Here is a 21656-nt window from a genome sequence, read left to right as displayed (position 1 = left end):
CCGGATAGGAAAATTTCATGGCAGGTGCCAGCGACGCTCCATGCATAAGTCATCTTCCGTAATTGTGAAACCGGCATTTATCTAAGTTATATGACCAAGAGGTTCGATAAACGCACCCTATATCCTACAAGCAATTTATGGACCCAAGATCATAACGCCATGTTTTACATGGAAATTAATGAACAGAGAGTCACAGAATTTTTTTTATCTGTAAGGTAACCTGACACTTATTTGCGTTAGTCTTGGATATTCTCAGAATTTTATGGAGCCTCTGATTAACGAACTCGAAGCATTGGAAACCCCCGCATTCGTAACATTGACGCCGAACCGGGTGACATTCGAGTTTGCTCTATGGCAGGGGCCCGTATACAAAGGCGGTTCGCAATGACCATGATGACAGTAAAAAACAGGGCAAATTCGACACCACCAACTATCACCGCTGCCGCCATTCAGTTGGATACCCGCGTAGGTGATACGCAACACAACCTAGAAGCCTGCCAGCGCCTGGCAGAACAGGCGGTCAAACAGGGTGCCCAGTGGATTGCCCTGCCGGAGTTCTTCAATACCGGCGTGTGCTTTGATCCAGGGTTGGTGGCCGCAATCGAAAGCGAAGACGGTCCGTCGGCCAGGTTCCTGCGGGAGTTCTCCACACGCCATGCCGTGGTGATTGGCGGTTCCTTTATGTGCCGAGTGGCCCGGGGCGGTGTCCGCAATCGTTACGTGTGTTTCAGCAACGGCGAACGACTGGGCAAACATGACAAAGATTTGCCCACCATGTGGGAGAACGCGTTCTATGAAGCCGGGGATTCAGATGACAACGGCGAACTCGGACGCATTGGTGATGTCCGGGTGGGCACCGCTGTTTGCTGGGAATTCATGCGCAGCCAGACAGCTCGTCGCCTGCAAGGCAAGGTGGATGTGCTGATCGGCGGATCACACTGGTGGAGCCTGCCCAATGATTGGCCGACGTGGCTGACTCGCAGGATGGAAGCCAAAAACGCAGAGAACCTGCTTGCCAGTGTGCAGTTGACCGCCCAGCTCATCGGCGCCCCAGTGATCCACGCCTCTCACTGCAACCGAATCCAATCCCGCTTTCCGGGAATACCCTGGCTCACCTACCACGGCATCCTGGAAGGCCACACCGCCATTGTCGACGGGCACGGACAACTGCTGGCGCACCTGAGCAAGGATGAGGGCGAGGGTATCATCACAGCCAGGATTACTCCGGGCTATGTCGGCAGCCAATTGCCTGTACCGCAACGGTTCTGGCTTCGGCCGCGGGGCTTACTCCCCACATTATCGTGGCACCTGGACGGCTTCTTCGGCAGACGCTGGTACCAGAAGAACGTTAAAGATCTCAGCTAAAAACCGCAAAAATGCCAAGCGTGGCTCACATTTCAAATTACAATCAATCGATTTTCAGCAGTCTTTGGATAATAACGTCGGCTTTACATTTGTTTCTAGGGCTTGGCGAGAATCATTGGTTTGCTAAAAATTTATTTACGAACAAGGCTTCTATACCTGATTCCCGGCATGGCCTCAAGAGCTCGATCCAGATAACACAATCAACGCCATACCAAAGGAAATTAAAAGAAATGGCTTTACACTTTCTTTGGGATGAACAAGCATGTAAGGAAATATGACCGGCGGAACCAAAAGACACCCTAACCCCCAAGCCACACTGGTTTTAAAGGCTTTAACCGTTACTACAAGCAACCCTAATCCAGAAATAAAAAATCCAATGATAGCTAGATAATTCAAAAAACTATCTCCAACCAGACAGATCAAAAAGCAAAACAGACATTCAAACGAAAATCCCGAATTTCAATAACAGTACTACTAGGCTACTGAAGTGCAAAATACTCAATAAGCAAATTAGTAAATTTCGGACTTTTAAGTTTCCTAACAAAACTCCCAAGAAACTCACCAGAAAATTCATGATACACTGATCTATAGCGGGCCATGTCACCACAGGTATATCATGATTTTATACTCGGAACCCCTAAATAAACAACAACTGGACAATGACTATCTCTCGAGTACGTAACATGAACGATTAAGCCTGATAATCCCCACTTCTCTGCGACAATGCTATCATCAACACGGCGCTTTCTCTGCCAATTCGGCTCTCCCAGTTTAGTTAATACATCGCTCCTATGATCACGGAATTTAATACCACCTGGCAACTCACCTTTATACTGAGAGTATCCACCCTTTCCTTCAGCATATAAAAACATTCCTTCTAAGTAGAGAGGCCCTTCCCCGATAGGCTGATTTTCTTTATTAAAAAACATTGCTTCATCAGTAAAGACCAGCGAAAACCCCTTTTTCGGCCTTTCTATGTGGGCAGTATAATCACCAGATTTCAGTATTAGCTCTTTACTGACGTCAATACCCTGAGCAAACAGGTAGCTTTCCATCTCATTGTCAGTTACAGGCCGGCCAAGAAAACGCTTCAGTCCATCAGTATCCATCAACCTATTCCTTCAAGTAATATTACTAATGAGTACGAAAGTAAGCGAACATCATTTATAATGCAGTCCCTATTCGCCAAGCTTATCGGATATCTCCTATCATGCGCCACGACGACGGCCGTAAACTCGACCACAAGACACTGGAAGCCCTCCGCATTCGCGCCGTTCAACGTGTGATGGATGGAGAGAGCCCTGAAGTGGTCATCAAGGCTCTGGGCATGAGCCGGGCGCGGATCTATGAGTGGCTGGCGGCCTATCGTGAAGGTGGCTTTGACGCCCTCAAGGCGAAGCAGATTTCAGGCCGACCAAAGAAGCTGACCGGAGACCAAATTCGTGAACTCTACACCTGGATCACCTCGTTCACGCCGGATCAGTTGAAGTTCGAGTTTGCCTTGTGGACCCGGGCTCGCGTGCGTGAACTGATCCGCCGGGAGTTCAATGTACGCCTGAGCGATGTGTCTGTTGGACGCCTACTCCGGAACCTCGGTTTGACACCTCAGAAACCGCTGCATAGGGCCTACCAGCAAAATCCGAAAGCAGTGGAACAATGGAAGAAAGAAACCTATCCAGAGATTCAAAAAGAGGCCAAGGAGGCAGGAGCCACCATCTTCTTCGGAGATGAGGCCACCATTCGCTCTGATTATCACAGTGGCACAACCTGGGCCCCTGCGGGCGAAACTCCCCTCATACGAGGGACTGGAAGCCGCTTCAGCCTAAACCTGATTTCTGCCATTTCGCCTCGTGGAGAGCTGCGCTTTAAAACGCTGCAGGGCACCATGAATGCCGAGGTGTTTATCGGTTTTCTCAAAGCTTTGGTTCGGGATGCTGACAGGCCCGTGTTCCTGATTTTGGACAACCACCCAGTCCATCATGCCCGCAAGGTCAGAGAGTACGTGGACAATCTTGATGGCAGGCTCAGGTTGTTTTTCTTGCCGCCTTACTCCCCCGAACTGAACCCGGACGAGTCTGTCTGGGGCTACATCAAGTATCACCATGTGGGCAAGAAAGTCATCAACAACAAGGAGCAACTCCGAGCTATCGTTTATCGGCAACTACGGCGATTGCAGAAATTACCAAAGCTCTTGAAGTCATTTTTCGGGCATCCGGAGCTGGCTTATATCTCTGCGTGATGTTCGCTTACTTTGTTTCGGATTAGTAATGGCATTAGAGAGGCCTACCTGCCATTCCGCTGCCAACTCCATAAAATCCCGCACCGGGCGGAGTCACGCCGGTACTGCTCTGCCCGATCCACCTGTCGCATGGCCAACCAAACCTCACTCCCGAAACTTGCCATACCGATCAATAAACACCTTGGCTTCCGTTAGCGATGCACCGGTTTCTTCCCGATACCGTTTGATCGCTTTCAATCGGCGCCCCGACGCCATCGCTGTCCGCAGTTCCGGGGAAAGCAGTTCATCCTGATCCACACCGCTGGTATCGAGCAGGCGGTCAATTTTCTTCAGTATCCAGCGCTGTCTTCGTCGGATCGCGGCCAGCTCGCTGTACATCAAAGCCGCCAATGCAATAAGGCCTAGTTCGATCAATGCAACACTCCCTGTATTTCTGAGGCCCTGCCATCCGGTTGGCCTCCGGCCAAATCAGCCGGTCTGGCAGAAAAGCTTAAGCGTACCTGCTTGTTGCCTCCCGGGACACCGGGTATGCACATCCTCCAATCGTCAAAGCTCCTTGGAACCACTAAGCTTTTTTCAGCCACCTTTGCCCGCCCATATCTGAAAACCGCCGTTACTGGAGACGTTGATGGAGACGATCTTTGCCCAAGCCCTGATTCTACTCGCCGCCGCCCTGGTGTTGTTGCCCCTGTTTCAACGCCTTGGTCTGGGCAGCGTGCTGGGCTACCTCGCAGCCGGCATCCTGGTGGGGCCACTGGGGTTTGGCTGGATCAGCGGAGCGGAGTCGGTGTTGCACTTTTCGGAGCTTGGGGTCGTCCTTATGCTGTTTCTGGTGGGTCTGGAGCTTGAGCCGGCACATCTCTGGGCCCAGCGCCGTCGACTGCTAGGTCTCGGGGCCTCCCAGGTGCTCCTCAGTGCGGCGGTGTTGGCGCTCGCGTTCTGGCTGATGGGCTTCAGCGAGCGCGAGGGCTTGGCCATAGGAGCCATCCTGGCACTGTCGTCCACGGCTTTCGTAGTGCAGATGCTGGTTGAAACCAATCAACTGGGCACGCCTCAGGGTCGCGCTGCATTCTCGATTCTACTGTTTCAGGACCTGGCGGTAATTCCAATCATCCTCCTGCTGCCGGTACTGGCAGGCAGCCAGGATGCCGAAAACAGTCCCCAACTGTTGGCCGGTATTGCCGCCCTGATTGCGATGGCTTTTGCAGGCCGTTTCCTGCTCAATCCATGGCTGGGATGGCTGGCTCGGCTTCGCAATCGCGATGTAATGACGGCCAGCGCCCTGCTACTGGTGCTGGGCTCCGCAGGGCTGATGGGATACCTGGGGCTGTCCATGGGACTGGGAGCCTTCGTTGCCGGCGTTCTGCTCGCCAACTCGCCTTATCGGGAGCAGCTTGAGACGGACATCCAGCCCTTCAAGGGCCTCCTGCTGGGGCTGTTCTTCCTGGCTATCGGCATGACGATGGATCTTCGTCTGCTGATAGCGGCACCCGGTACCATCGCGCTGTACCTGATCGCCCTCCTCGCCGCCAAGAGCCTGGTACTGGTCCTGATCAGCCGACTCCGCAAGGTGCCCTGGGCCGGCACTGTCCGCTTTGGCATTCTGCTTAGCCAGGGCGGCGAGTTTGCGTTTGTCCTGCTCACTCAGGCGGGTGCCCTGGGGCTGCTGTCGGCACCGGTGATTGGCCAACTGAATCTGGTGGTAGCCTTGTCCATGGCCACCACGCCGCTGTTGCTGAAGCTGGCCAAGAAGCTGTTTCCGTCCGCGGGGCCGGGCGTCACCGCGGTCGAAGGCGAGGCGCCCTCGGAAGATCAGCCCCCCAAGGTGGTTATCGCCGGTCTCGGTCGCTTTGGCCAGATTACCGCGCGGATTCTGGTGGGTCGTCAGATCCCCTTCACGGCGCTGGACTCCAACCCGGATGAGATCAACCTGCTTCGGCGCTACGGCAACGATGTGTTTTTTGGGGATGTGACCCGCCTGGACCTGTTGCGAACCGCCGGTCTCGACCACGCTCAAGTTCTGGTATTGGCGATTGACCAGGCCGAGGACTCATTGCGGGTGGTGGAGCTGGTGCAACAGCATTTTCCGGATGTGCAGATCATTGCTCGCGCCCGGGACCGTTACCATGCCTACGAACTGAGGGCCAAAGGCGTCACTCTGGTGATTCGTGAAACCTTTGACTCAGCATTAAAAGGAGCCGCTATGACACTGACCCAACTAGGAATTCCAGAGTCAACCGCGCTTGAGCTTACACGTAATTTCCGGGCATTCGACGAAGCCCTGCTGGAAGAACAGGTGGAGCACCGGCATGATCGGGAGAAGCTTATCGAAACCAATAGCCGCGGCCGGGCCGCACTGGTGTCGCTGTTGTCTGGAGACCAGGGAAAGCCAGATTGAGGGAGCCTTCAGGTTCGTCATTCAGGTAATCTCCCGAGCCAATGCCGCGATAGCCTGGGAGATTTCGGCCTCAGAAAGAGCACCAAATCCAAAGCGAATATGCACCATACCGTCAGCCCCGGCAGCGGCATGAAAGCCGGCCGCCTGCAGTCTCGGTATCGCCGTTGAGGTAACCAACGACCCGACGTTCACCCACAGGGCCATACCGCCTGCCGGTAGAGCAAACGCAATCTGCCCCCCAAACTGCCGCGTCAGGCCCTCCGCGGCGCAATCCCGACGCTGCCGATACTGCCGCCGCGCCTTACGGATGTGCTTGCGGACCTCGCCGCCCTCCATCAGATCCGCCAGTGCCAGCTCCGTTACCGCATTTCCCTGCCGGTCCACCAGCAGGATCTCCTCCGCCACCCGGTCGACAAACGCCGAATCCGCCACCAGATAACCCAGCCGCAGGCCAGGCGCAAACACCTTGGACAGGGAACCAATGTGGATCACGTTCTCCGATCCCGGCAGGCTCGCAAGGGGAGGAATCGGACGGCTTTCGTAGTGGAACTCGTGGTCATAGTCGTCTTCGATCACCGCAAACCGGTGCTGACGGGACAACTGCAGCAGAGCAAGTCGACGCTCCATCGACAGGGTGACCGTAGTGGGATACTGGTGGTGGGGCGTGGTAAACACAGCCGCGACCGGGTAACGGGACAGCAGACGCTCCAGTGCCGTGGTATCCAGCCCGTGTTCATCGATCGGACAGGCCACGACCTCAAAGCCTGTCGATGCAAACGCCGCCCGGGCCGGTGGGTAGCACAACGCCTCGACCACAATCACGCCTTTGGCGGGGTCCAGCGCCCGGGCACTGAGGAAGATGCCCATCTGGCTACCCCGCACTACGCAGATTTCCTCCGGCACCACTGGCATAAAACGATCCATCGCCAGCATGCCCAGGATGGCCTGCCGCAGTTCCGGCGTCCCTCTCGGGTCGCCGTAGTCCAGGTAGTCCTGGCGGATAGCTCTCAGCAGCGCTCGTCGGTAAGCCCTGGACAGCGGCTCAAACGGCAGCAGCCGCACGTCGGGGGTGCCATCGTTGGCGTACCTGTGCACCACTTCTGTGTGCTGCACCCCATGTGATGCCCGGGTGGCCAGACCCCGGGCAGGGCGGCCCTTTCTACTGTTATCGAGCACCAGGACCTGATCCTGCTCCGACAGCCCATGCTCCGGCAGCACCGCCGCCACGAAGGTCCCCCGTCTTGGCTGGGAATACAGCCAGCCCTGGGCTTCCAGCTCTTCGTACACCAGCTGCACGGTTTTCCGGTTCACCCCCAACTGACTGGCCAGCGCCCGACTGCCCGGCATGGAGCTGCCTGGCAGCAACCGTCCGGCCTGAATATCGCGAACAATCTGGTTCACCAACCGTGCGTGGAGAGAGCGTCCCGGCGTGTGTTCCAGCCAAAGCTGGGCGTTCCAGGGTCGGAGCATGAGCGGATGTCCTGTGGAGAGAGCCTCAATTATGACTCTGATTCGCTATCTGGACCATGAAGGATATTAAAACTGGATGTTAATTATGGTCCAGATACAGAGGTACTCTGTCGGCGGTTAAGGGTTTGCAGTTTAAAAGTCAAACCGCCTCAGATCCCAGATCAAGCAGGAAACACGCCGCCATGACCGTACGATGTACCCAAAGGAGCCAGCCAGCTCCTGACACCGAGCCATACCCCAAGGCAAAAACCCTGGTGCAAATGCGCTACAACCTGGACCAGGTCCGCCAGCGCATGGCCAGCGCCTGTGCACGCAGTGGTCGCGACCCTGGCAGCGTTCGCCTGTTGCCGGTGAGCAAAACGGTGGATGAGGCCCGGATTCGGTTGGCGTACCAGGCGGGCTGTCGTCTGCTTGGTGAAAACAAGGTGCAGGAAGCCCTGGGAAAGACGCAAATCCTGTCAGACCTGCCGGATCTGCAATGGTCCGTTATTGGCCATCTGCAGACCAACAAGGCCAAGCACGTCGCCCGCTTTGCAACCGAGTTCCAGGCGCTCGACAGTCTGCGACTGGCCGAAGTGCTGGATCGGCGTCTGCAACTGGAAGGTCGCGGACTCGATGTGTTCGTCCAGGTCAATAGCTCTGGCGAAGACAGCAAGTACGGCCTGCCGCCACAGGACACCGCTGCCTTCATCCGAGCCCTCTCCAGCTACAGCGCCCTCAGGGTGCGGGGGCTGATGACACTGGCCATCTTCAGTGATGACTCTGCCCGGGTACGCCCCTGCTTCGCCCGATTGAGGCAACTGCGGGATCAGCTCCGACAGGACGCCTCCGCCAATGTGGCTCTGGATGAGCTGTCCATGGGGATGTCCGGTGACTATGAGCTGGCCATTGAAGAAGGTGCCACTGTGGTTCGGGTTGGCCAGGCGATCTTTGGTGCCCGCCACCTGCCCGACGCCTATTACTGGCCGAGCTCAGACTCTGCCCAAGCCATCGCGACATCCGCCAAGTGGCCAACCCTCTCCCCCACTCCAGCCGTTAAAAAGGAATGCCATTGATGAAAACACTACTCGCATTGCAACACCTGGCGTTTGAGGATCTCGGTGTCCTGGAACCGCTGTTTGCGGATTATGGTTACCGCGTCGAGTACCTGGACGCCACCACCGACGATCTGACACAGGTTGATCCCGCAGCGGCAGACCTGCTGGTCGTGCTGGGCGGGCCGGTCGGCGCCATGGACGATCACCAGTACCCATTTCTGTGTGACGAGCTGGCACTGATCCGCCGGCGCCTGGCCCTGGGCAAGCCCCTCCTCGGTATCTGCCTGGGCGCGCAGCTTATTGCCCGGGCGCTGGGAAGCAGCGTGTACGCCATGCCAGAGAAAGAGATTGGGTTCGCCACCCTGACCCTTACCCGCCAGGGCCGACGCTCCCCACTGGCAGCACTGGAGGGCCTACCGGTACTGCACTGGCACGGCGACCAGTTCGACATTCCACCCGGCGGTACCCGGCTGGCCCACACTCGCACGGCCATCAACCAGGCCTTCGCGATTGGACGGCAGGTGTTAGGGCTGCAATTCCATCTGGAGGCAGATGTCGGGCTGATGGAGCGCTGGCTGGTGGGCCATTGTGCCGAGCTGGCCAGTGCCGGAATCGATCCGTGCAGCCTGCGCCGCCAGGCGCACAAGGCAGTTCATGCGCTGCCAGCGGCGGGTCGCCAGGTTATCGGGGACTGGCTTGACCAGCTGGAACCAGCGACGGTCCGCCACACGCCGTTACCCAGAACCACCACTGCCGTCTAGGAGGGAGAATATGCACCATTATCGCCTGGCGATCTGGCACAACGAGGTCTTTCTAGGACACTTTCAGACCGATACCCCGGCCGCCCGGGAGGCGGTCAGACATATAGTTCAATGCCTGGAGCAGGCCGGCAGCATGCGCTGGCAACTGGAGCAGGCCCAGGACGAACAGCGGCTGCTGAGCACCGGACCGAAGGGGGTCAAGGTCATCAGCAGCGAGCCGGTGTTCTACGCCATCGACTCGCTGTAGGGAAGTCGGGCAACTAGCCTAGTGCCCGACGCGTTGCGGGCTTACATCAGGCCAAGATGTTTGTTGTCCTGGGCGATGGCGTTGTCCAGAGTTTCCAGGTAGCCAGCTCGGGCCTTGAGTTTGGTCTGGCCATGGGCCTTGAGGTTCAGTTGGCGGAACTGGGCAGCGGTTGCCAGGGCCTGCTCCATCAATTGATCCGCCGGAACCACCCGGTCCAGGAAGCCGGCTTGTACAGCGCCTTGTGGATCGAAAATCTCCGCATTCATCACCGAACGGTGGAAATGCGCCGGAGTCAGGCGATGGCGGGCAATCTCAATGCCGGCGTGGTGCATGGTCATGCCAATGGCCACTTCGTTCAGACCCAGCTTGAACGGGCCTTCCACACCCAGCCGATAGTCCACCGACAACAGGATAAAGGCACCCTTGGCAATGGCATGGCCACCGCAGGCCGCGATCACTGGCAGCGGGAACGCTGACAGACGGCGAGTGAACGTGGACCCAACGTTCACCAGGGCGGCGGCCTCCTTGGGGCCCTTCTGCATTTCCTTGAGGTCATAACCGCCGGAGAAAATGCCAGCCTGACCGGCCAGGATCACCACGGCCTTGTCCTGCTCCGCCTGATCCAGCGCCTGGTTCAGTGCCTCAAACACCTCGTGGCTGAGGGCGTTCGCCTTGCCGTTGGTGATGGTGATGGTGGCGATGCCGTCCGCCAGCTGGTAGTCAACGAGTTGTGTCACCGGGTTCTCTCCCCTTGTCATGCCTTTTATCGGCCTACGGCCTGTGAAGTGGGCCGCCGGGCAGGGCCGGCGGAGGCCACAGTCTACCGTCAGATAACGGCAAAATCACCGATTTTCCGGGATCTTGCCGCATCAGGACCGGTTTTATCCGCGCTGAAACAGGTCCAGACCGAAGCCTGCTTTAACCCGATCCAGCGTCCGCCCCGTGACCTCCCGGGCCCGCTCGGTGCCCTCTTTGAGAATGGCCAGCAACTGGGCCTTGTCAGCTGCGTAGATCTGGCGTTGTTCACGAATCGGACGAATCAGCTCCTGCAGACACTCCTCCAGGATCTTCTTGGTATGGCCATCGCCGAGACCACCACGCTGATAGTGCGCCTTGAGTTCGGTTATGTAGGCCGGGTCTGGGTGAAACGCGTCCAGATAGGTAAAGACCACGTTGCCCTCAACCTGCCCTGGCGAGTCGATGGTGAGGTGGTTGGGATCGGTGTACATGGCTTTCACCGCCTTGCTGATCTCCTTGTCGGTGGAATCCAGCATGATGGTGTTGCCGGCGGACTTGGACATCTTGCCCTTGCCATCCACGCTCGGCAGGCGGGACACGTTGCTCAGCAGCGGTTTGCATTCCAACAGCACATCTTTGCCGGCCACACTGTTGACCTTGCGCACCACTTCGTTGGTCTGCTCGATCATCGGCAGCTGGTCATCCCCCACGGGCACCAGGGTGGCGTCGAACGCGGTGATGTCGGCCGCCTGGCTGATGGGATAGGTCAGGAAACCCGCCGGAATGGACCGGCCGAAGGCCCGGCTCTGGATCTCACTCTTCACCGTGGGATTGCGCTCAAGCCGGCTGATGGTCACCAGATTGGAGTAGTACATGGTCAGCTCCGCCAACGCCGGCAGTTCGGACTGCAGGCAGATGGTGGTCTTGGCCGGGTCGATGCCCACCGCCAGGTAATCCGCAACCACTTCCAGGATGTTGGAGGCGATCTTGCCGGGATCATTGGCGTTATCGGTCAGACCCTGAAGGTTGGCCACCAGGATGGTCTGGTTGCACTCGTCCTGAAGCCGGACCCGCTGACGCAGAGACCCGATGAAGTGGCCGAGGTGAAGCTGGCCGGTGGGACGATCGCCGGTAAGAACGGTCTGGCGCTGGCTGCTGTCAGCCGGGGTGGGATTTTCCTGCATGGTTGCCTCCTGAAACTGGGTTTCGCCGGAGGCAATCGCTGATCAGATTCAGAGGACCGCCTGCCGGCGGTTCGAACACAAGGATTCAGCACCGCCCTGGGAGAGAGCCGCGCCACCACGAAAACTGGGAAGAAACGAATGGGGTCCGTGTATTCATGGCGGCAGATAGTACCACCTTTTGCCTGAAAGACAACGCTCCCAGCCTCCCCTCAGCTAATCTCAACAACGATCCAATAACGGCGACTAAACGTAACTGATTATTACTTTTTTGTGGCTTCCTGTTCCGCTGTCTTGAGGCTGACACAGTCCGTCGATAGATTGCCGGAGCCGTTTGAACCGGCTTGCCGCTTTACAACAAAAGGATCACTCCATGAGCCAGAAAACCGTCATCGTCCAGGAGCTGAGGGCTGCCCGCCAGGGCCACATCCGCTGGGTACGATACGCCAGTGCCCTGATCTCCGGCATGGAGGTGCTGAAAGATCACGTACCCGTCGTTGGCACCGACTGCCGGTTCGGTCGCTGGTACTACGGCGCCGGCGCCGCGTTGTCAGGGCTTGAGAGCTACCGAAACATTGAGCAGCCTCACCTGGACCTCCACGACATGTATATGGAGATCTTCAAACTGCTGTTTGACGATGACAACCAGGCCAGCCCGGGCTTCTTTGGCCGCCTGCTGGGGCGCAGCTCAACCCAGAAGAACGCCCGCACCGAAAAGGCCCGCGCCCGCTTTGCCGATCTCGAGGCAGTCTCCCAGGTGATCCTCAAGCATCTGGAGCAGCTCGAGTCGGATGTGCTGGCGCTGTCGGATGCCGAAATCGAGCGCCTGTTCTACACCGCCGAGGCCTAAGGAGCCGCCCGCTTACAACAAAGAGCTAATAACGGTCCAGCAAGCCGCCGGTATAGGATGGGGAAATACATAGGGACGCTAACCAGCACCACGCAATGCGTCCCGCAACACCCATTCATTGCCATCCCGGATCACGCTTGCATGACCTACGCACGTATTACCGGCACGGGGTCCTACCTGCCGGACAATGTGGTAACCAACAAGGACCTGGAACGCACCGTCGACACCACCGACCAGTGGATTCGCGAGCGCACCGGCATCGAACAGCGCCACATTGCCCTGCCCGGCCAGACCACGGTGGACCTGGCGGAACACGCCGCCCGGCGCGCCATTGAGGCAGCCGGTCTGACACCAGACGATATTGATCTGATCGTGTTCGCCACCTCAACGCCAGACAAGATTTTCCCCAGCAGTGCCTGCATCCTCCAGCGTCGGCTGGACATTCACGGCTGTCCCGCCTTTGACATCCAGGCGGTATGCAGCGGTTTCGTCTATGCCCTGGCCACCGCCGAGAAGTTCGTCGCCACCGGTACCAGCAAACGTGCACTGGTGGTCGGCTCCGAGGTGTTCTCGCGGATCATCAACTGGGAAGACCGGGGCACCTGCGTGCTGTTTGGCGATGGTGCCGGTGCCGTGGTGCTGGAAGCCAGTGAAGAGACCGGCATTCTCTCCACCCACCTGCACGCCGATGGCCAGTACGAAGAACTGCTGCACGTTCCCTGTGGCATTGCCGATGGCACAGACCAGTTCAAGGCCGGTCATGGCTACGTGGAAATGAAGGGCAACGAGGTCTTCAAGATCGCCGTCAACACCCTCGGCCAGATTGTCGATGAGACCCTGGCAGCCAACAACATGGACAAATCGGAGATCGACTGGCTGGTACCGCACCAGGCCAACCTCCGCATCATCTCCGCCACCGCCCGCAAGCTCAACATGACGATGGACCGGGTCGTTGTCACGGTTGACCAGCATGGCAATACCTCCGCGGCATCCATCCCCCTGGCCCTGGATGCCGCTGTGCGCGATGGCCGAATCCAGCGCAACGACGTGGTGCTGCTGGAGGCCTTCGGCGGTGGCTTTACCTGGGGCGCAGCGCTGCTGCGGCTATAGCAAGGCTACGCTGACAACAGGCTTCCCCGAACAGAACGTCCGCGTCCCTCCGGACTGCGCCATCGCTCCCGATGGTTCGTAAAATGAATGGTTCCAACGGCCAATTCGTCGCACACTGTGTACCGAGTCCACCATTCATCCGTTTCTGATTCGAGGAAGTCTCTCCATGGCACAAGCACGAGGTTACGCCGCCCACAGCCCCACCTCCGGGCTGTCCCCCATCGATTTCGAGCGCCGCGAACTGCGGCCTGATGACGTCGCCATTGAGATCGACTATTGCGGCGTCTGCCACAGCGATATCCACTTCGTTGAGAACGACTGGGGCATCACCCGCTACCCGGTCGTGCCGGGCCACGAGATTGTTGGCCGGGTCACCGCCGTCGGCGCGGACGTCCGCCAGTATCAACCCGGCGACATCGTGGGGGTTGGTTGCCTGGTGGATTCCTGCCGCCAGTGCGAGGCCTGCGAATCGGGCATGGAACAGTACTGCCTGGAAGGTTCCACCGGCACCTACAACGGCATCGACCGTCACGACGGCACCGTCACCTTTGGCGGCTATTCGAACCGCGTGGTGGCAAGTGAGCGCTTCGTGGTGAGAATCCCCGACACCCTGGACCCGGCGAATGCCGCACCGATTCTCTGCGCTGGCATCACCACCTATTCACCCCTGCGGCATTACGGCGTCAAAGCCGGCGACCGGGTGGGCGTTATCGGCATGGGCGGCCTGGGTCATATGGGGGTCAAGTTTGCCAAGGCCCTGGGTGCTGAAGTGACCCTGTTTACCCGCTCCGCCGGCAAGGTGGAGGAAGCCCGGAAACAGGGCGCTGATCATGTCATCATCTCCACCGATCCGGCGCAGATGAAAGCCGCCCGGGAACAGTTCGATTTCATGCTCGACACCATCCCCGTGCAGCACGACTTCAACCCCTACCTGCAGTGCCTCAAGTTCGACGGCACTCACATCATCGTGGGCTTGCTGGAACCGATCGACCACGCCATCCACGCCGCCCACCTGGTGGGCAAACGCCGGGTCCTGGCCGGATCGCTGATCGGTGGCATGCCGGAAACCCAGGAAGTTCTGGATTTCTGTGCCGAGCACGACATCCGTTGCGACATTGAGATGCTGGACATGGCGAACATCCACGAAGCCTACGAACGGATGAAACGAGGCGACGTGAAGTACCGTTTTGTGATCGACATGAAGTCACTCAACGACGCTTGAATAGAGCCGTCTGAGATAACAGGGGCGCCGTCGCGGGCCCCTGTTCGACTACCACATCAGTTACCGCGACGCCCTCAACAATCATCAATCATTCACGCCACCGCACACCACCACCAGAATGTCCTTGCTGGCAGCAATCTGCTCATGGGCCTGATCGTAAACCGCCGCCAGGGCCGCACCGCAGGCCATCTCGACTTTCAGTCGATGCTCATTGAGAAAGCGCTGGCAGGCGCTTTCCGCCTGTTCGTCCGTCACCGTGGCAGTAAACACCAGGCGTTCCGACAGGGCTTGATAGGCCCGATCACACACTCGCGGTGCAGCCAGTGACTTGGCCCGCGAGGTAATACTGGGCAGGGTGACCTGTTCACCCGCCAATCTTGACTGGTGCAGGGCATCAGCACCGACGGTCTCAACCGCCAGCAGCGGCACGTCCTGCAATCCGGTCCGCTCCAGCCCTTCCAGCAGTCCGGACATCAGCCCACCGCCGCCCACGCTGCAGATCACCAGATCCGGAGTAACACCGTCGGCCAGAGTCTCTGCAAGGATATCGCCGTAGCCGGGCCAGATCTCCGGGTCATCGAACGGGTGAAACATCACCGCCCCCGGTTGATCGGCGGCCACCTGGGCCTTGGCGTGAGCGTCATGCCAGAACTGCCCCGTTACCGTGACGTCGGCACCGTAGCCACGCAACCGCGCCACCGTTGCCGCCGGCGTCGTCTCGGGCACGAACACCGAGACCGCCACCCCGAGCTGCTGGCCGGCAAAGGCCACCGCCAGGCCGGCATTGCCGCCGGAGGAACTGACAAACAGGGTCGCGCCCTGGGCCTTGGCCCGAACCGCCTTGCGCGCCATTCCCCGCAGCTTGAACGAGCCCGACGGCTGCAATGCTTCGAGCTTCAGCCAGATTCGGGGCCCCTGCGGCGAGGACATGGGGAAACTGGGAACCAACGGGGTACGTAATGCAATCGGGTGAGCTGGATCGGTGTACATGTTTTTTACTCCTTTCCCTGGGGCGCCGGACGGGCACGCAGATTCTTTGTTCTTTTCAGAATGGACTAAGCTTTTAGGAAACTGCCAATCATACCCTCAAGCTCTTGATACAAGCCATTTCCTGCGGTTGATCGATTGTTGTAGCAGCGGGACAACCATCCAGTCGAGGACAATCCATGAGCAACCTGAGCAGTCAGTGCGAGCACGAATGCGATTTTGTTGAGGCCTGTGACGCGGTGGAACTGATGATCGAGCCCCGCGAACGGGACCTTGGAGGCTTTTCGGTACGACGGGTACTCCCCAGCGCCAAACGCAAGATGGTTGGGCCCTGGGTATTCTTTGACCATATGGGACCTGCCAGCTTTCCGGCGGGCGAAGGCCTCAATGTCCGCCCTCACCCTCACATCGGCATTGCCACTGTGACCTACCTGTTCTCCGGCGAGATCCTGCACCGGGATTCCCTGGGCAGCCTGCAGGCCATCCGCCCGGGCGATATCAACCTGATGGTCGCTGGCCACGGGATTGTCCATTCCGAGCGGGAGCGCCCGCAGATCACCGCGTCCGCACACCGTCTCCATGGCCTGCAACTGTGGCTGGCACTGCCCGAGCATCTGGAGGAAATGGCGCCGGCTTTCTATCACTACACCGACGACGAAGTACCCGCGCTGACGGTCAATGGGGTTCCGGTGCGAGTGATGATGGGAACCGCCTATGGCGCCACTTCGCCAGTCAAGACCTTCGCCGAAACACTCTACGTTGAAGCTCACCTGCTCAAGGGCCAGGTGCTGACGTTGCCAGATGCCGAGGAACGCGCAGTGTACGTCGCCCGAGGCGGCCTGAAAGCACGGGAAACCGTGATCCCCGAGTTTGCCATGGCCTGTTTTGATGGTCGGGCCGGACTGGAAGTTGAAGCAACAACGGACACCCGCATCGCCATCATTGGCGGGGAGCGCTTTGAGCGGCGCTACATCGACTGGAACTTTGTCTCCAGCCGCCCTGAACGCATTCAACAGGCCCGCGAAGACTGGCGCGAGGGGCGCTTCCCCAAAGTCCCTGGCGATGACAAGGAGAGTATTCCCCTGCCAGATTGAGACCCTCGTAACCCACGCTGGACGACCGCAGTCGGCGCAGGGTTGCGACCAACGCAAATTCATAGGATGATTGGATCAACCGATTAAAGGATGACCAATCATGACCAACCTCACCAGAATCCGGCGCGGGTCCCTGGTGGATCACGCCATTGAAACCCTGCGTGGCGCCATTGAACAGGGTGAGTGGCAGGTCGGAGACCGGCTGCCGGTGGAATCGGAACTGTCCGAGTCCCTGGGCATCAGCCGTAACACCGTGCGGGAGGCGGTGCGGGTTCTGGTTCATGTAGGCATGCTGGAAACCCGCCAGGGCGACGGCACCTACGTGCGGGCGAATCGCGATGCCGGAGAAACCCTCCGACGCATAGACCGCGCTCAGCTCAGGGACCAACTGGAAGTTCGTCTGATGCTGGAAACCGAGGCTGCCCGTCTGGCCGCCCTGCGCCGTACCGGCGACGAACTGAAACTGCTATCCGAAACCCTGGATCAGCGGGCCGCCGCCGGCGACAACCTGGACGCGCGAATCCATCACGACGAGCGGTTTCATCATGCGCTTGCCGAGGCATCCCATAACTCCGCCCTGACAGAACTGTACGGCTACTTTGCCCACGCCATCAGCCGCACAATCCAACAGACCGAACTGGACAAGACCCTGCCCGAACCCTCCCAGGAAGCCCACGAACTGCTACTCGCAGCGGTTCGACGTCAGGACCCTGAACAAGCCGCAGCACGGGCCAGAGCCCTGCTGCAGCCCAGCCTGGATGCCCTGGCCAGCACCAACGGAGAGAACGTGCCATGAAACTGCCCATTGACCGCTTCACCCTGCTGTTGCTGGGCGCCATTGTGCTGGCCACGGTGGTACCGGTTCGCGGCGATGCCGCCAGCGTACTGGCCACCGCCGGCACCCTCGCGGTGGCGCTGCTGTTCTTTCTGCACGGCGCCGCGCTGTCGAGGGAGCAGGTTATTGCCGGCGCCAGTCACTGGCGATTGCACCTGCTGATCACCAGCCTGACGTTCGTGTTCTTTCCGCTGGCGGTGTTGCCCATCAATGCCCTGGCCCCCACCTGGATTCCGGCGGACCTGGGCCTGGGCTTTCTGTACCTGGGGGTGCTGCCGTCAGCGGTATCGTCGTCCATTGCCTACACCGCCATGGCTCGTGGCAATGTCCCGGCCGCGATATGCAGCGCCGCGGCCTCTAACGTCTTCGGCATGATGCTGACGCCGTTCCTGCTGATCGTGTTGGTGAGCACCACCAGTGCCGGCGGATTTTCGGTCTGGCAGGCGCTGCAGGACATTGTGCTGCAACTGCTGGCGCCGTTCGCCATCGGCCATGCCCTGCGGCCCTGGCTGGGAGGCCTGCTGGCCCGCCACGAGCACCTGACGGCTCGCTATGATCAGTGCGTGATCTGGCTGATCGTCTACTCGGCGTTCTCCCATTCTGTGGTCAGCGGGCTCTGGCAACAGCTTCCGCTGACCGCCATCCTGCTCACCATCGGCTTCTGCCTGGGTCTGCTTGGGCTGCTGATCGTGGTGGCAAGACGAGTGGTAAAGCTGTGCGGACTGAGCCTGGAAGACGAAGCGGCGGTGGTGTTCTGCGGGTCCAAAAAGAGCCTGGCGTCGGGACTGCCAATGGCCAAGGTGCTGTTCTCCGGCCATCCCGGTTTTGGCATGATCGTGCTGCCGATCATGTGTTACAACCAGATCCAGGTCATTGTCGGCGCTATTCTGGCCGAACGTTACCGACGCCGGATCGAGGCGGCTCAGGCAGCGGAGTCACTCTGTCCAGACAGCCGTCCCGCCGACGGCTCCCGTGCCTGAGTGTTCAGTCGAGCCGATTCAGGAGCCGGTCAGTTGACTGAACAGGCTGGTCAGCACCACCAGCCCCACGACCCAGCCAATCACCGCCGGCCAGAAACTGGTGGTGGGTTGCCCCCCGGAGGATTCGCCGGCCTCGGCGTCCTCCGGGCGAGCATAAGCCGGATTGTCTGTCATTCCCGGTTCCGGCTCCGCCGGGTTCCGCAGCTCTTCCAGCTCCGACCACCCGAACCAGCGACCAAGGAATTCCGCCACCGGCAATGCCAGCCCGCCCTGACCAGCCATGGGCCGCAGTTGCGATTCCAGTTGACGGGCGATCTCATCCCGCAGTGCCTGGCGATCGGCTGGAGGTTCCGCCAATACCGCTTTCCAGATAGCCGCATCCTGGCTACGGCCACTGTCGTTGAGCAGCGCCTTGATCTGGATAACCACTTCCCGAACCACCTGGTGATCAGACGCCGACAGTCCCTCGCTCATTCCGGATGGCGTTGTTTCCGGGACCGGCCGCGTATTGTCTGTCGCCGCACCCGGTGCGGACTGGTCAGATTGTTCCGATGCCTGCATCGTGTCTGGCGCCACACCGGCCTGAGCCAAGGCGTCGCGACGGGCCTGCTCCAGACTCTCCATATCCTGACGGGAGGCAAACTTGGCCTGCTGGCTATAGGCTGCCTGAATCTGGCCGGGGTCCCGGGTCGGTTCAATACCAAGCACGTCCCAACAATTCATCAACGACCACTCCTGAAAAAATGAGCAAAGGAAGACAAGCCAAGGTACGGTGGCTTATCATCGCACCTAACAATCACGTAACCTTTATAACCGAAACGATCAGAGCATGACGTGCCGGTTCCAGGCATTGTTCATCAACCAGTTATAACAGCGTCACAGAATAACACCCAGTAAGCTCCCGATTCATCCGTCGGACATTCGCTGCCCGGTTCAGACTGTCCCTCAGATGCCCTGTAAAACTGCGGTTAAAAAAAGAACGCCTATGATATCCCTTACAAGCACCGCCCGAAAACAACCTGGCCTGATCGCTGGCCTGGTCATCACCGCCCTCCCCTACCCCGCCCATGCGGTGGATGAGAGAGCCCAGGACAGCGCCCTGCCACCGGAACGAATAGTCGCCGCACTGGACGTCTCCGATACCTTCCAGCCCGACTATGGTTTTCTGCTGGAAGAACCCGTGCCCCAGGTGCTTACCACCACCAAACTGCGCCAGCCCAAGTCACGGGTTCCGGGCACCACCACCATCATTCAGGGAGAGCTGATTCGCGATCTGGGCATCCTCAATCTGGTGGAAGTATTCCGGCTGGTGCCCGGCATGACCATGGGCCATGTCGGCAGCAACAGCCCGGTTGCCAGTTACCACGGGACCGTCGCTTACGATCAGCGCCGCCTGCAGGTACAGATCGATGGCCGGACCGCCTACCAGCCCAACCTGGCCGGGGTCGACTGGAACACCATGCCGGTGGCATTGGAGAACATTGAACGGATCGAGATCAGCCGCGGCCCCAATGCCGCCGCGTACGGCATCAACGCCTTCCTGGGCACCATCAACATCATTACCCGCTCTCCGGAAGACACCCAGGGCGTCAATATCCGCACCAGCTACGGCAGTCGCGGCCACCGCAAGGTCTTCGGCTCGGTAGGCCATAGCAGCGACCGCTACAATTGGCGCCTGTCCTATCAGCGAGCGGAAGAGGATGGCTACGATAGCCAGATCGACAATGACAGCCTGCGGGTCGTGCCGTTCCATGATGGCTACAACCTGGACTTCTTCAACTACGACGCCCACGCCTCGTTGAGCGCCCGCCACTCTCTGGAGCTGCGTGCCGGAGCCACCGACGGCGAGGATGAGGAAGACATCCGCCGCATCGGCGATGAATTCGGCGCCCAACAGCACCCGGACATTGATGTCCGCGACTATTACCTGCAGGCGCGCTGGAACTATATTCAGTCGGATCGTCATTTCCTTCATATCCAGGCCAGCTACCAGGACTACAACCGCCGGCAGCGCTGGCGCGCCTGTCCCCCTGGCGCCGGTTTCTGCGCCGACGTCAATCAGGACATCTTTGAATCGCGCCAGGAGTTCGAGCTGCAGGATACCCTGATGCTGTCGCCGGACCTGCGCATGGTGTCCGGCCTGGGCTACCGCAAGGACAGTTTCGACTCCGACACCTACTTCAACGGCGAAGGTGCCAACTACCAGTCGCGGGTGTTCGCCAACATTGAATACACCCCGGTCAACTGGCTGACCTTCAACGTCGGGGGCAACTGGGAAGATTCCACCACCCTGGAAGATGACGTGTTCTCCCCCCGGATTGCCGCCAACTTCCAGCTGGCAGACGACCAGACCCTGCGGTTCGTCTACTCCAAGGCGGTGCGTTCACCCGATGCGTTCGAACAGGATGCCGACTGGGGCTACCGGGTCAGCCACGTCACCCCCGATGCTGCCTCGGCCCTCGAGGGGACCCGGGTTGGCCCTCAGCTGCAGGCTTCCGGCACCTTACGGGAAGAGCGAATTATTTCCCGGGAGATCAGCTACTTTGGCCAGTTCCGTGCTGGCGGCGGGCTGCTGTCCACCGAGATCAAGTACTTCTACGACCACCTTCGGGACATCATCAGCGGCGACATCAGCGTGGATGACTGGAACCTCGCCAACAACGTGGCGCTGGATCAGCAAGGGGTTGAGCTGGAAGCCTCACTGGAGTACCCGGACACCCAGTTCCGCCTGACGTACGCCTACATGGATCAGGACGGTGAGTACACCGGCGGGCCGGTTGTCGCCAGTGATGCCCAGCGTTTCATTGATCTGGAAAGCCGACTGACCGCCGAACACTCCGGCAGTTTTGTCTGGGTACAGCGTTTTGGTTTCGACATCTCCTCGGCGCTGGCGTTCTACATGGCAGACCAGTTACGCCGGGGCGACTTCCAGCGAGTCGATCTGCGTCTGGTAAAAAACGTATATACCCCTAGAATCAACTACGATGTAGCCGTGATTTTTCAGCACTATCTGCACGGCATTCCCCCACTGAGCCGAAACAACATTCTGAGTAACGATCATCAGGTGTTTGTGGAAGCCGGAGTGCGATTCTAGGTTGTATTCATGCCGGCAGCCGGATTGGGGCAGGCAGTTTACCAGGGT

At 59.2% G+C, this 21656-nt stretch carries 21 protein-coding genes; 13 read left to right on the top strand and 8 right to left on the bottom strand.

Features of this window, described 5'->3' with window-relative positions; all coding sequences use genetic code 11:
* The first annotated feature begins 351 nt into the window (after positions 1 to 351).
* Positions 352 to 1365 carry a carbon-nitrogen hydrolase family protein gene (locus tag J2887_RS09510; protein WP_227175760.1) on the top strand — a complete coding sequence of 338 codons (1014 nt, stop codon included), beginning with the start codon at positions 352 to 354 and terminating at the stop codon, positions 1363 to 1365.
* A gap of 174 nt (positions 1366 to 1539) precedes the next feature.
* Here the strand turns inward: J2887_RS09510 and J2887_RS09505 are convergent, their stop codons facing one another.
* Both J2887_RS09505 and J2887_RS09500 read right to left on the bottom strand, forming a co-directional pair.
* A complete protein-coding gene (locus J2887_RS09505) occupies positions 1540 to 1761 on the bottom strand; it encodes a hypothetical protein (protein WP_227175759.1) in 222 nt (73 codons plus the stop codon).
* A 218-nt stretch (positions 1762 to 1979) separates the two neighbouring features.
* Complete coding sequence (locus tag J2887_RS09500; protein ID WP_227175758.1) at positions 1980 to 2474, bottom strand: hypothetical protein; 495 nt, start codon at positions 2472 to 2474, stop codon at positions 1980 to 1982.
* 101 nt (positions 2475 to 2575) lie between these two features.
* Between J2887_RS09500 and J2887_RS09495 the strand changes: the two genes are divergently transcribed.
* Positions 2576 to 3604 carry an IS630 family transposase gene (locus tag J2887_RS09495; protein WP_227175757.1) on the top strand — a complete coding sequence of 343 codons (1029 nt, stop codon included), beginning with the start codon at positions 2576 to 2578 and terminating at the stop codon, positions 3602 to 3604.
* A gap of 144 nt (positions 3605 to 3748) precedes the next feature.
* On the opposite strand, the gene J2887_RS09490 is transcribed toward J2887_RS09495, so the two are convergent.
* Positions 3749 to 4018, bottom strand: coding sequence for a hypothetical protein (locus tag J2887_RS09490; protein ID WP_227175756.1), 270 nt, complete (start codon positions 4016 to 4018; stop codon positions 3749 to 3751).
* Between the two features lie 214 nt (positions 4019 to 4232).
* On the opposite strand from J2887_RS09490, the gene J2887_RS09485 reads away from it, so the two are divergent.
* Positions 4233 to 6002, top strand: a complete 1770-nt coding sequence (locus tag J2887_RS09485) for a monovalent cation:proton antiporter-2 (CPA2) family protein (protein ID WP_227175755.1) — start codon at positions 4233 to 4235, stop codon at positions 6000 to 6002.
* A 21-nt stretch (positions 6003 to 6023) separates the two neighbouring features.
* On the opposite strand, the gene J2887_RS09480 is transcribed toward J2887_RS09485, so the two are convergent.
* The gene (locus tag J2887_RS09480; protein WP_227175754.1) at positions 6024 to 7472 is read right to left on the bottom strand and encodes a PLP-dependent aminotransferase family protein; all 1449 of its coding nucleotides are present in this window, start codon (positions 7470 to 7472) and stop codon (positions 6024 to 6026) included.
* A 182-nt stretch (positions 7473 to 7654) separates the two neighbouring features.
* On the opposite strand from J2887_RS09480, the gene J2887_RS09475 reads away from it, so the two are divergent.
* Genes J2887_RS09475 through J2887_RS09465 form a run of 3 tightly spaced genes read left to right on the top strand, consistent with a single transcriptional unit; the run spans position 7655 to position 9517 of the window.
* Positions 7655 to 8527, top strand: coding sequence for a YggS family pyridoxal phosphate-dependent enzyme (locus tag J2887_RS09475; protein ID WP_227175753.1), 873 nt, complete (start codon positions 7655 to 7657; stop codon positions 8525 to 8527).
* On the top strand, positions 8527 to 9270 hold the full coding sequence (locus J2887_RS09470; RefSeq protein ID WP_227175752.1) for a glutamine amidotransferase: 744 nt from the start codon (positions 8527 to 8529) through the stop codon (positions 9268 to 9270). The genes J2887_RS09475 and J2887_RS09470 overlap by 1 nt, the downstream gene beginning before the upstream one ends.
* A 10-nt stretch (positions 9271 to 9280) precedes the next feature.
* Positions 9281 to 9517, top strand: coding sequence for a cytoplasmic protein (locus tag J2887_RS09465; RefSeq protein ID WP_227175751.1), 237 nt, complete (start codon positions 9281 to 9283; stop codon positions 9515 to 9517).
* A 41-nt stretch (positions 9518 to 9558) separates the two neighbouring features.
* Here J2887_RS09465 and J2887_RS09460 read toward each other — a convergent pair whose 3' ends face one another.
* Complete coding sequence (locus tag J2887_RS09460) at positions 9559 to 10254, bottom strand: crotonase/enoyl-CoA hydratase family protein (RefSeq protein WP_227175750.1); 696 nt, start codon at positions 10252 to 10254, stop codon at positions 9559 to 9561.
* Between the two features lie 144 nt (positions 10255 to 10398).
* Positions 10399 to 11439 carry a tryptophan--tRNA ligase gene (gene trpS, locus J2887_RS09455; RefSeq protein ID WP_227175749.1) on the bottom strand — a complete coding sequence of 347 codons (1041 nt, stop codon included), beginning with the start codon at positions 11437 to 11439 and terminating at the stop codon, positions 10399 to 10401.
* 370 nt (positions 11440 to 11809) lie between these two features.
* Between trpS and J2887_RS09450 the strand changes: the two genes are divergently transcribed.
* The 3 genes from J2887_RS09450 (at position 11810) to J2887_RS09440 (ending at position 14618) form a co-directional block, all read left to right on the top strand.
* Positions 11810 to 12286, top strand: coding sequence for a CZB domain-containing protein (locus tag J2887_RS09450; RefSeq protein WP_227175748.1), 477 nt, complete (start codon positions 11810 to 11812; stop codon positions 12284 to 12286).
* 141 nt (positions 12287 to 12427) lie between these two features.
* On the top strand, positions 12428 to 13396 hold the full coding sequence (locus J2887_RS09445) for a beta-ketoacyl-ACP synthase III (protein WP_227175747.1): 969 nt from the start codon (positions 12428 to 12430) through the stop codon (positions 13394 to 13396).
* A gap of 166 nt (positions 13397 to 13562) precedes the next feature.
* The gene (locus J2887_RS09440) at positions 13563 to 14618 is read left to right on the top strand and encodes an NAD(P)-dependent alcohol dehydrogenase (protein ID WP_227175746.1); all 1056 of its coding nucleotides are present in this window, start codon (positions 13563 to 13565) and stop codon (positions 14616 to 14618) included.
* Between the two features lie 84 nt (positions 14619 to 14702).
* Here the strand turns inward: J2887_RS09440 and J2887_RS09435 are convergent, their stop codons facing one another.
* Entirely contained in the window at positions 14703 to 15608 is a 906-nt protein-coding gene (locus J2887_RS09435; protein WP_227175745.1) for a pyridoxal-phosphate dependent enzyme, read from the bottom strand.
* Between the two features lie 176 nt (positions 15609 to 15784).
* Between J2887_RS09435 and J2887_RS09430 the strand changes: the two genes are divergently transcribed.
* The 3 genes from J2887_RS09430 to J2887_RS09420 all read left to right on the top strand — a co-directional run bounded on the left by J2887_RS09430 (position 15785) and on the right by J2887_RS09420 (position 18514).
* Positions 15785 to 16699 carry a pirin family protein gene (locus J2887_RS09430; RefSeq protein ID WP_227175744.1) on the top strand — a complete coding sequence of 305 codons (915 nt, stop codon included), beginning with the start codon at positions 15785 to 15787 and terminating at the stop codon, positions 16697 to 16699.
* 100 nt (positions 16700 to 16799) lie between these two features.
* The gene (locus J2887_RS09425; protein WP_227175743.1) at positions 16800 to 17495 is read left to right on the top strand and encodes a FadR/GntR family transcriptional regulator; all 696 of its coding nucleotides are present in this window, start codon (positions 16800 to 16802) and stop codon (positions 17493 to 17495) included.
* Positions 17492 to 18514, top strand: a complete 1023-nt coding sequence (locus tag J2887_RS09420) for a bile acid:sodium symporter family protein (protein ID WP_227175742.1) — start codon at positions 17492 to 17494, stop codon at positions 18512 to 18514. Before J2887_RS09425 ends, J2887_RS09420 begins: the two co-directional genes overlap by 4 nt.
* Before the next feature lie 18 nt (positions 18515 to 18532).
* Here the strand turns inward: J2887_RS09420 and J2887_RS09415 are convergent, their stop codons facing one another.
* Positions 18533 to 19237 (bottom strand): J domain-containing protein, encoded by a 705-nt coding sequence (locus J2887_RS09415; RefSeq protein ID WP_227175741.1) that lies wholly within the window; start codon positions 19235 to 19237, stop codon positions 18533 to 18535.
* A 262-nt stretch (positions 19238 to 19499) separates the two neighbouring features.
* Here J2887_RS09415 and J2887_RS09410 point away from each other — a divergent pair, with 262 nt between their 5' ends.
* Entirely contained in the window at positions 19500 to 21608 is a 2109-nt protein-coding gene (locus J2887_RS09410) for a TonB-dependent receptor plug domain-containing protein (RefSeq protein WP_227175740.1), read from the top strand.
* Positions 21609 to 21656 lie beyond the last annotated feature (48 nt).

The sequence above is a fragment of the Marinobacter sp. CA1 genome (assembly GCF_020546665.1).
Classification (GTDB): domain Bacteria; phylum Pseudomonadota; class Gammaproteobacteria; order Pseudomonadales; family Oleiphilaceae; genus Marinobacter; species Marinobacter xestospongiae.
This window is presented reverse-complemented; position numbering and strand designations above follow the sequence as displayed.